The organism is Pseudomonas sp. H9, assembly GCF_004353925.1.
Taxonomy (GTDB): Bacteria; Pseudomonadota; Gammaproteobacteria; order Pseudomonadales; family Pseudomonadaceae; genus Aquipseudomonas.
In genome coordinates this window covers 69,353-79,238 of the sequence record NZ_SMOK01000032.1, presented here as the reverse complement: position 1 = coordinate 79,238, position 9,886 = coordinate 69,353, and the positions used below count along the sequence as shown (strand labels likewise).

The following is a 9,886-nucleotide window of genomic DNA, read 5'->3' as shown; positions in this document are numbered from 1 at the left end:
GCGGTCATGGCGGTGGCGGCGGTGGTGGCGGAGGCGGTCATGGCGGTGGTGGTGGCGGTGGCGGTCATGGCGGTGGTGGCGGTGGCGGCCATGGCGGCGGCGGTGGTCACGGTGGTGGAGGCGGTCACGGCGGCGGTGGAAGCGGAGGTTCAGGCGGCCATGGTGGAAGCGGCAATGGTGGTGGCCATGCTGGCAACGGCAGTGGTAGCAGCGGTGGCAGCGGTCATAGTGGCAGCGACCATGGCGATTCCGGCCAGGGGCACGCCAGCAACTCGAACTCCGGGCGCAGCAGCAACCATTCAGAGCCTGGTGATGATCATGGCAATCACGCTCGTGGTGAGCCCGGTGATGACCATGGCAATCATGTGGGCGGTGAGCCCGGCGATGACCATGGTAATCATGTTGGCGGCGAACCTGGCGACGACCATGGCAATCACGTGGGCGGTGAGCCTGGTGATGACCGTGGTGAGCATGTGGGTGGCGAACCGGGTGATGACCGTGGCAATCACATCGGCGGCGAACCTGGTGACGACAACGGCAGGAGCTGATTGACGGCAATGCAAGCGCCTACTCTTCCTCCTTCTCTGTTGAGTGCTTTGCGGCGTGTCATGCGGCCTCTGGTCCGATTGATGCTTCGCAAAGGCGTCACCTATACGGTGTTCGCCGACCTGCTCAAGGAGGTATTTGTCGATGTGGCTGACCGCGAGTTTCGTCTGGATGACAAAGCCGCGAGTGACAGCCGCATCAGCTTGCTCACGGGTGTCCATCGCAAGGATGTCAGGCGCTTGCGCCATGAAGGCGACAACGTGAGCATGGCGTTGCCAGAGAACATTACTTTGGGAGCGCAGTTGGTCAATGCCTGGACCAACTGCGCGCCTTTCTGCAAGCAAGCGGGGCAGGCATTGCCGCTACCGAGGCTGGCCAGTGTTGGCGGGGAGGTATCTTTCGATGCACTGGTGGCGCAGGTCAGCACCGACATTCGCGCACGGGTAGTGCTCGACGAATGGTTACGCCTGGGTGTGGTGCAACTGGACGAACAAGATTGCGTGCACCTGCAGGCCCAGGCCTTTGTGCCGCAAAAAGGCTTTGATGAAAAAGCTGCATACTTGGGCCACAACCTGCACGATCATGCCTGCGCTGCGGTGCATAACTTGACGGAGCAGGCCCAGCCCTTCTTTGAACGCAGCGTGCACTACGATGCCTTGAGTCCAGCCAGCGTTGAAGCATTGCGTGAGGTTGTGGCCCGTGAGGGCATGCAGACGCTGCTCGACTTCAGCCGCCTGGCTGCCGACCTCGAAACCCAGGACTTGTCCAGCCTCGATCCGCGTCAGCGCATCACCATCGGGCTTTACTTCTACACTGAACCCACTTCACCGACGGCACCTCATTCATGATCACGCCCCTGTGCCGTGTTCGCAGCGTTGCCATTGCCCTTGGGTTCGCACTCAGCCTCGGGTTGCCTTCATGGGGGAGTGCAGCGCCTGCGTGCATGAGCCGCGATGAACTGGGAATGACAGACGCCACAGGCCTGCAGGCGCCAGGCGGCATCGGAGGTACTGGAGCCCGACCCGGCGGCACCGGCGGCACGGGTATCGATGGCGACAATGGTGGCGTCGGTGGCAGCGGTGCGCCGCTACAGAAACGCCCGGGTGGAACCGGCGGTACCGGAATGCCACTTGGGTCGCCGGGGGGGACCGGCGGCACGGGGATCGTCGGTACCATCACCGGCTTTGCTTCCATCTGCGTCAATGGCATGGAAGTGCACTTCAACAAAGACGTGCCGGTGAGCGAAAACGGTGTTGCTTCCAGTACTGAACACTTGGCCATCGGCCAGGTGGTTGCCGTGGAGTCATTCGCCACCCAGCGCGGCCTGCAAGCCGGGCGCATTGCAATTTTGAATGTGTATGAAGGGCCGCTGACTGCGCTGCCGAACGGATCAGCGCCGCTGCGGGTGATGGGCCAACCGGTGCGCCTGGCCAAAGGTGCGCGGGTGTCTGAAGGATTACGCCCCGGTGAGCCGGTCAAGGTCAGTGGGTTGCGCAGTGCCAATGGCGAGGTTGTGGCCAGTCGCATCGAGCGCGCGCCAGGCCTCAAGGCCGCCAGCGCCATCGGCTCGGTTGACCGCATGGGTAGCCTGCAGGGGCTGAAACTTGGAACCCGGGTGGCGGCGGCGCAGGAAGTGCTGGTGCGTGGTCAATGGTCTGGCCGGCAACTGGAAGTGGCGCAAAGCCGGGCGAATCCGAGCTTGCCATTTGCCGGTCGAGTTCGTGATGTGGTCGTTGAGGGGCTGGTGCAAGGTCAACAGAATCAACGCCTGGTGGTCGGCGGCTTCAACGTGACCCTGGGGCGTGACACGGTGTTTGTTGGCGAACATTCCGCTGCGCCAGCGCTGGATCAACGCGTGCGGGTCAGTGGTGTACTCAGCGGTACACGGGAGGTGCGGGCAACCCGCGTCGAGCTTAATCCAGAACGTGCCGAAACACCGGCCAGGGACCGTTCCGGGCGCAACAACCACGAAGACGACGAGCACGAACAGCTCACGGATAACTCCGGCAGCGGCAAAAGCGGTCAAACAACGGCTGCTCAAAGTCTGCGCAGCGATAGCAACCGTGGCGGAGATGATCGCAGCGAGCGTGAAGACGGCGGCAAGTCCGTTGCTGTGGATAACTCCGGAAAATCAGAGCGCGTCGAGAAAGTCGAACCGCCCGAGAAAGAAGACCACAGCGGACGGCCGGAAAAGGTCGAGAAGGCTGAGAAAGCTGAGAAAGTCGAGAAGGTCGAGAAGGTCGAGAAGCCTGAGAAGGTCGAGAAAGTAGAGAAGATCGAAAAGCCTGAGAAGGTCGAGAAAGTAGAGAAGATCGAAAAGCCTGAGAAGGTCGAGAAAGTAGAGAAGATCGAAAAGCCCGAGAAGGTTGAGAAAGTCGAGAAGGTCGAAAAGCCCGAGAAGGTTGAGAAAGTCGAAAAGGTCGAAAAGCCCGAGAAGGTTGAGAAAGTCGAAAAGGTCGAAAAGCCCGAGAAAGTGGAAAAAATCGAGAAGGCCGAGAAAGCAGAGCGTCCGGAACGGTCGGGCCGTTAGTCGTTCGTACGGAGGTCCGATAAGCAACTAGGCTGGGTAGGCCCGACAGCGATTATGCTCAGACCTTGAGGTGACGATGAGACCCACACTCACGCTGCTCGCCAGCCTGTTTGTCAGCTACGGTGCTGTCGCCGATACCCTCAGCACGGCCATCGGCCTCGATTACTCAAGCGGTGACTACGGCACCGATACCACCTCGGAAATCTGGTACGTCCCGGTAATGGGCAAGTATGAAACCGGCCCCATGACCTATAAGGTCACCGTGCCCTGGTTACGCATCACCAATCCGGAAGTCGGCCCGGATGGTGACCCGTTGCCCGGTGGCTGCCGAGACGTCGAGAGCGGTATGGGCGATACCGTCGCCAGTGCTGGCTACGCCCTGCTTGATGGCAGTGAAGGTGGCGTATTGGTCGACTTGATCGGCAAGGTCAAATTCCCCACCGCCGATGAGGACCAGTGCCTGGGCACGGGTGAAACCGACTACACCGCCCAGGTCGATATCGCCCAGGCATTCGGCGCGGTGACCGGCTTCGCGACCTTGGGCTGGAAAAAGTATGGCGACCCGCCCGACAGTGATTTCGATGACCCGGTGTTTGCCAGCCTGGGTTTCGCTACCCCCGTAGCCGTGCGCACCACGGCAGGTGCTTCCTATGACTGGCGGCAGAAAGTGGTGTCCACAGGGTCGCAGATTCAGGAGCTCACCCTGTTTGTCACCCATAAACTCAGCCAGCAGTGGAAAGTCCAGTTGTATGCCGTGAAAGGCTTTTCCGACGCCAGCCCGGATGCCGAAGGTGGATTAATGATTTTTCATGCGTTCTGATCGGCTCAAGTCCTTGTGTACAATGCCCGCCAACGTGTCAGGCGTAACCGCACCATTTCACAGGAACACCCCCATGGAAGCCGGAAAACCCGCGCTCATTCGCGAAACCTTCCCCGTCGGCCCTTTGCAGTGCAACTGCACCATCATTGGCGACCCGATCAGCAAGAAAGCCATCGTTGTCGACCCCGGCGGCAACCCTGAGCAGATCCTTGCTCGTCTGGACGCGCATGGCCTGAAGGTGGTGAGCATCATCCACACGCACGCCCACCTCGATCATTTCCTCGCCTCCGGGCAGTTGAAGGAAATGACCGGCGCCACCTTGCACCTGCACAAAGACGATCAGTTCCTCTGGGACAACCTTGAAATGCAGTGCCAGATGTTCGGCGTGCCTTACACGCCGGTGCCTTCGCCCGACCGCTGGTTGGCCGATGACGAAGAGCTGGCCTGCGGTTGCGGGGTAGCGCTGCATACGCCAGGGCACACGCCAGGCTCGATGAGTTTCTGGTTTGCCGATGCCAAGCTACTGATTGCCGGCGACACCATGTTCCGCCGTGGTATTGGTCGTACCGATTTGTGGGGCGGCGATCACACCACTATCGTGCGTTCGATCAAGCAGCGCCTGTACACCCTGGATGAAGATGCCACGGTGGTAACCGGCCACGGCCCTGATACGCGCCTGGGTGATGAAATGCGTCAGAACCCATTCGTCCGCGCCTGAATTTTCAGGGAATTTTTTCACCAATTCACAATCCAAGGCTGGCATACAACCGCTAAGCGGTTTGCCGCACTTTCGAATTACAGTAGGAGCTTGTCCATGTTCACCATGCGTCGTTTGGTTATCGTCGCTACCGTTGCCGCCCTGATGACTGGCTGTGCCGGCCAGAACCCTTACAACGAACAGGGTCAGGCGCAACAAGGCTCCACCGGGATGAGCAAAACCGCCAAATACGGCGGCCTGGGCGCACTGGCCGGTGCCATTGCCGGTGCCGCCATCGACCATAACAACCGTGGCAAAGGCGCCCTGATCGGTGCAGCCGCCGTCGGTGCTGCTGCCGCAGGCTATGGCTACTACGCCGACAAACAGGAAGCCGCGCTGCGTGCCAGCATGGCCAACACCGGCGTTGAAGTGCAGCGTGAAGGCGATCAGATCAAGCTGATCATGCCGGGCAACATTACCTTCGCTACCGATTCTGCGAACATCGCCCCGAGCTTCTACTCGCCGCTGAACAACCTGGCCAACTCGTTCAAACAGTTCAACCAGAACACCATTGAAGTGGTCGGCTACACCGACAGCACTGGCAGCCGTCAGCACAACATGGACCTGTCGCAGCGTCGTGCGCAATCGGTGGTTTCCTACCTGACCTCCCAAGGCGTTGATGCTAGCCGCGTATCTTCCCGTGGCATGGGCCCGGACCAGCCGATCGCCAGCAACGCCGATTCCAATGGCCGTGCGCAAAACCGTCGCGTAGAGGTCAACCTCAAGCCGATTCCTGGTCAGCAGTACCAGTAAGTTTCTTGCGCAGTAAAAAGGGGAGCTTGGCTCCCCTTTTTTGTGCCTGTCACTTGCATGCTGAAACAGGGTTGGACTGGTGTTGTGGCAGTCCTAGGACCTATCCTACGAAATCTGTCGCCCAGCAGATGATTGCTCCGAGGGAAACTCACTACTAGGCTCACCGGGTCGCTGCTACATCAGCGATCGGGTTTGGCGACTCGGAGTGAACAAAAGAATGCACCATTGTGTTTTATGGTGGCTGTGCGCGGGAGGGTTTCGGCCCTGCCGGGTTTTCCTTTTGTCTCGGTTCGCCAACCCGCGTACAGCTGCCATCCTATTGTTTGGCGATGATTCGGTGGTGGCTCCATCTCAAAAGGAGCATCGTCGTGAAAAAGATTGTCCCCGATCCCCCCCGAATTTCACCTTCTTGAAACCACCGAGACACCATTTGGTCTCTGTGATGTTGGCCATCCTCCACTATTTTCTGTGTGCGGCGGGGTCAATGTTGAGGATGCCTTGGCGCATGCGGCGCTTTATCTGAAATGTGCAAGCCTTACTGCGCCACTTGCGGTTGAATACACTCGTGAACCTGGACGCGGTTTTATCCAATCGTCAGTACATTCGATGGAAATGGCCAAAGGGCTGATTGACTCGTTGCTTGATGGGCTGGAGAGCCGAGGCCAGGGCTGACGTCATGCTGGGCAACTGTCTTGCTGATCCTGTGGGAGCGGGCTTGCCCCGCGATAGCGATCTGTCAGTCACATCGCATCGCGGGGCAAGCCCGCTCCCACCGGAGGTGCAAACTCAGTGTTTGGTGGTGATTTTCAGTACGTCGGTAAACACCATGTCGACGGTCTGACCAACTTTGAGGTTTTTCATCCGCGACTGCAGGTCAGGGTCTTCAACCTTCACCACTTTCTGCGGGCCATCTGGCGGCAGCAGGGTCACTTCGTGTTCTTTCAGGTCGATTTTGGTGATTTTCGACGTCACCTTGACCTGACGGAACGCTTCGCCACCCGGGTTAGGGTTGTCTTTGGTGGCGCGGATCACACCGGCTTCTTTGCTCACACCTGGCTCACCGCCGACTTTGGTGTCCAACACGGTGGCCACTGAACGGTTGACTTTGATGTTGACCATATCGCCAACCTTGAGGTTGTGCAGGTCTTTGGCGTTTTCACTCAGCTGGATGGGCACTTGGCTGTCATTGGGGCCAGCCACCGTTACCAGGCGTTTATCCACATCGACTGCCAATACCTTGGTGTCGACGATCTTCTCACTGGCAATGGCGTCGATCAGCACATCGTCTGCCTGCACCGAGAAGCTGGCGGCAGTCATGAGTGTCGCAAGCGCGACAGCGTGGGTCAGGGTGCGCAACGGTTTCATAGGCTTACTTTCCGTGTGAGGGCTGATGAAGCAAAAAGCATAGATGCTCCTGACAGACTCACACGCTGGTGTTTTGTCGCAGTTGATCAAGCAGGGCGTCTTTGTCCTGCCACAGCTGATTGATCCATTGCTGAAACGCCAGCCGATAGGCTTCATCCTGATCGTAGTTACGGCCCAGAAACTCCTGTGGGATTTCCAGTTCTTCAATGTGCACCACGATGTGTTTCACCCGCCCGCACAGCAAGTCCCAGAAGCCCGGGGCACCGGCGGGGTAGTACAGGGTGACATTGATGATCGACTGTAGTTGCTCGCCCATCGCATCCAACACAAAGGCAATGCCACCGGCCTTGGGTTTGAGCAGGTGCTTGTAGGGTGATTGCTGCTGACGATGCTTACCAAGCGTAAAACGAGTGCCTTCGGCAAAGTTGAAAATGGCCGTAGGCTTGCCGCGAAACTTAGCGCACGTACGACGAGTGGTTTCCAGGTCTTTGCCCGCTTTTTCCGGGTGTTTGGCCAGGTAAGCCTTGGAATAGCGCTTCATGAACGGAAAGCCCAGGGCCCACCAGGCCAGGCCGATCACCGGTACCCATATCAACACCTGCTTGAGGAAGAACTTCAGCGGGCGTATGCGACGGTTAAGCACGTATTGCAACACCAGAATGTCCACCCAGCTTTGGTGATTACTGGTGATCAGGTAGCTGTGTTGATAGTCCAGGCCGGTTAGGCCTTCAACCTGCCAGCGGGCCTTGCCCAGCAGGTTGATCCAGGCGTTGTTGTTGCTGATCCAGGCTTCATGGATATGGCGCATCAATTCATCGGTCACCCGCTGTGCCGCCGCGAACGGCAGGCACAGTTTGAACAGGCTGACGATGAACAACGGGGTGCAGCAAACAACGGTGTTCAGCCCCAACAACAGCGAGGCAATGACCCCGCGCACCGGCGCGGGTAGAGATCCGAGCATGTTCAGCTATCCAAAGAGCGGTTGGCCTGAATGGCAGTCAGGGCAATGGTGTAAACGATGTCGTCGACCTGCGCGCCGCGCGGCAAGTCGTTGACCGGTTTGCGCAGGCCCTGAAGCATTGGCCCCAGGCTGACGCAGTCGGCGCTGCGCTGCACCGCCTTGTGGGTGGTATTGCCGGTGTTCAGGTCGGGGAACACGAACACCGTGGCGCGGCCAGCCACCTGGCTGTTGGGTGCCAGTTGCCGGGCAATTTCCAGGTTGGCGGCGGTGTCGTACTGCAACGGGCCATCGATCTGCAGGCTTCGTTGGGTTTCTTGTGCCAGCAGCGTGGCTTCGCGCACTTTTTCGACCTCTTCACCACTGGCCGAATCACCGCTGGAGTAGCTGATCATGGCGACTCGCGGAGCAATTCCGAAGGCTTCGGCAGAGTCGGCGCTTTGCAGGGCGATTTCGGCCAGCTCGCTGGCGCTGGGGTGCGGGTTCATCACGCAGTCGCCGTACACCAGCACCTGCTCGGGGAACAGCATGAAAAATACCGAAGACACCAGGCTGCAGCCCGGCGCGGTCTTGATCAGTTGCAAGGCCGGGCGGATGGTGTTGGCGGTGGAGTGGACCAGGCCCGAGACCAGGCCATCGACCTCATCCAGGGCCAGCATCATGGTACCGATTACCACTGGGTCTTCCAGCTGCTGTTCGGCCATAGGCGCGTTCAGGCTCTTGCTCTTGCGCAGGCTGACCATGGGTTCGACATAGCGTTCACGGATCAGATCCGGATCAAGGATTTCCAGACCTTCAGGCAAGGTAATGCCCTGAGCCCTGGCCACGGCCTGGACGTCATCTGGCTTGGCCAGCAGCACACAGCGAGCTATGCCCCGTGCCTGGCAGATGGCGGCGGCCTGCACGGTCATTGGCTCGGCGCCTTCGGGCAGGACAATGCGTTTATTAGCCTGCTGGGCGCGCTGGATCAGTTGGTAGCGGAACACTGCCGGCGACAAGCGCAGCTCGCGCGGCGTGCCGCAGCGTTGGTGCAGCCAGTCGGCATCCAGGTAGCTGGCGACGAAATCGGTGATGATTTCCGCTCGTTCGCGGTCATCCACCGGAATTTCCTTGTTCAGCTGGTTCAACTGATTGGCCGTGTCGTAAGAGCCGGTGCTGACCGAAAGAATCGGCAAGCCAGCCAGCAATGCGCCCTGGCACAGTTCAAGAATGCGTGGGTCGGGTTTGCTGTCGCTGGTCAGCAGCAGGCCAGCCAGAGGTACGCCATTGATTGCGGCCAGGCTCACGGCGAGGATGATGTCATCGCGATCGCCGGGCGTGACCACCAGTGTGCCGGGTTTGAGCAAGGGCACGGTGTTGGCCACGGTGCGGGCGCAAATGATGATTTTGTTCATCCGCCGCTGTTCATAGTCACCGGCGTTGAGCACCTGGGCGCCGAGCAATTCGGCGACGTCGCGGGTACGTGGGGCGTTGAGGTCGGCCTGGTAGGGAATGCAGCCCAACAGGCGGAAGTCATTACCGCGCAGCAGCGGCGAGTGTTCCTTGAGGCGTTCGGCGAACGCACTCATGCTCTCGTCGGTACGAACTTTGTTGAGAATGACGCCGAGCACTTTCGGGTCTTTCGGCCCGCCAAACAGTTGGGCCTGCAACTCGACCCGGCCAGACAGCTCGGTGAGCACTTCGTTTTCCGGTGCCGAAACCAGAATGACTTCGGCATCCAGGCTTTTCGCCAGGTGCAGGTTGACCCGAGCGGCATAGCTGGCGTGACGGGTCGGCACCATGCCTTCAACCACCACCACGTCTTTACCGACGCAGGCTTGTTGGTAGAGGGTGATGATTTCTTCGAGCAATTCGTCCAGTTGGCCGTCGCCAAGCATGCGCTCGACGTGTGCCAGGCTCAGCGGCTTAGGCGGATTGAGCCCATGAGTACGGGCTACCAGTTCGGTGGAGCGCTCGGGCCCAGTGTCACCGGGGTGCGGCTGGGCAATTGGCTTGAAAAAGCCGACCTTCAGGCCGGCACGCTCAAGCGTGCGCACCAGGCCTAGGCTGATAGAGGTGAGGCCGACACCAAAGTCGGTCGGCGCAATGAAAAATGTCTGCATGCGAACTTCTCGAAGTGAGCTGTGCAAAAAATCAATTGCCAAGGGTATCGCTATC

General features: G+C 59.4%; 10 protein-coding genes. 7 read left to right on the top strand and 3 right to left on the bottom strand.

Going from position 1 to position 9,886, the window contains the following annotated elements; translation table 11 throughout:
- The 7 genes from E1573_RS26785 to E1573_RS27130 form a co-directional block, all read left to right on the top strand.
- Positions 1 to 548, top strand: a 548-nt coding sequence (locus E1573_RS26785) for a hypothetical protein (RefSeq protein ID WP_256659604.1), incomplete at its 5' end; no start/stop codon positions are given.
- Between the two features lie 9 nt (positions 549 to 557).
- A complete protein-coding gene (locus E1573_RS22665; protein ID WP_133216783.1) occupies positions 558 to 1,394 on the top strand; it encodes a DUF6502 family protein in 837 nt (278 codons plus the stop codon).
- Complete coding sequence (locus tag E1573_RS22660) at positions 1,391 to 3,076, top strand: DUF5666 domain-containing protein (protein ID WP_133216782.1); 1,686 nt, start codon at positions 1,391 to 1,393, stop codon at positions 3,074 to 3,076. Before E1573_RS22665 ends, E1573_RS22660 begins: the two co-directional genes overlap by 4 nt.
- Positions 3,077 to 3,152: 76 nt before the next feature.
- Positions 3,153 to 3,896: a hypothetical protein gene (locus tag E1573_RS22655; protein WP_133216781.1), complete on the top strand. Its 744-nt coding sequence runs from the start codon at positions 3,153 to 3,155 to the stop codon at positions 3,894 to 3,896.
- Positions 3,897 to 3,969: 73 nt separating this feature from the next.
- A complete protein-coding gene (locus tag E1573_RS22650) occupies positions 3,970 to 4,614 on the top strand; it encodes an MBL fold metallo-hydrolase (RefSeq protein WP_133216780.1) in 645 nt (214 codons plus the stop codon).
- Between the two features lie 96 nt (positions 4,615 to 4,710).
- Entirely contained in the window at positions 4,711 to 5,406 is a 696-nt protein-coding gene (locus E1573_RS22645; protein ID WP_133216779.1) for an OmpA family protein, read from the top strand.
- A 378-nt stretch (positions 5,407 to 5,784) separates the two neighbouring features.
- Entirely contained in the window at positions 5,785 to 6,078 is a 294-nt protein-coding gene (locus tag E1573_RS27130) for a DUF3077 domain-containing protein (protein ID WP_133216778.1), read from the top strand.
- 114 nt (positions 6,079 to 6,192) lie between these two features.
- On the opposite strand, the gene E1573_RS22635 is transcribed toward E1573_RS27130, so the two are convergent.
- Genes E1573_RS22635 through pta form a run of 3 tightly spaced genes read right to left on the bottom strand, consistent with a single transcriptional unit; the run spans position 6,193 to position 9,831 of the window.
- On the bottom strand, positions 6,193 to 6,771 hold the full coding sequence (locus tag E1573_RS22635) for a hypothetical protein (RefSeq protein ID WP_133216777.1): 579 nt from the start codon (positions 6,769 to 6,771) through the stop codon (positions 6,193 to 6,195).
- Positions 6,772 to 6,829: 58 nt separating this feature from the next.
- Positions 6,830 to 7,732, bottom strand: a complete 903-nt coding sequence (locus E1573_RS22630) for an acyltransferase (RefSeq protein WP_133216776.1) — start codon at positions 7,730 to 7,732, stop codon at positions 6,830 to 6,832.
- A gap of 2 nt (positions 7,733 to 7,734) precedes the next feature.
- The gene (pta, locus tag E1573_RS22625; RefSeq protein WP_133216775.1) at positions 7,735 to 9,831 is read right to left on the bottom strand and encodes a phosphate acetyltransferase; all 2,097 of its coding nucleotides are present in this window, start codon (positions 9,829 to 9,831) and stop codon (positions 7,735 to 7,737) included.
- Positions 9,832 to 9,886: the final 55 nt, after the last annotated feature.

Bases quoted from the DNA above. Each gene is read 5' to 3' on its own strand.
- E1573_RS22630 (WP_133216776.1), bottom strand. From the start codon at position 7,732: ATGCTCGGATCTCTACCCGCGCCGGTGCGCGGGGTCATTGCCTCGCTG.
- E1573_RS22645 (WP_133216779.1), top strand. From the start codon at position 4,711: ATGTTCACCATGCGTCGTTTGGTTATCGTCGCTACCGTTGCCGCCCTG.
- E1573_RS22660 (WP_133216782.1), top strand. From the start codon at position 1,391: ATGATCACGCCCCTGTGCCGTGTTCGCAGCGTTGCCATTGCCCTTGGG.
- E1573_RS22655 (WP_133216781.1), top strand. From the start codon at position 3,153: ATGAGACCCACACTCACGCTGCTCGCCAGCCTGTTTGTCAGCTACGGT.
- pta (WP_133216775.1), bottom strand. From the start codon at position 9,831: ATGCAGACATTTTTCATTGCGCCGACCGACTTTGGTGTCGGCCTCACC.
- E1573_RS22665 (WP_133216783.1), top strand. From the start codon at position 558: ATGCAAGCGCCTACTCTTCCTCCTTCTCTGTTGAGTGCTTTGCGGCGT.
- E1573_RS22650 (WP_133216780.1), top strand. From the start codon at position 3,970: ATGGAAGCCGGAAAACCCGCGCTCATTCGCGAAACCTTCCCCGTCGGC.
- E1573_RS22635 (WP_133216777.1), bottom strand. From the start codon at position 6,771: ATGAAACCGTTGCGCACCCTGACCCACGCTGTCGCGCTTGCGACACTC.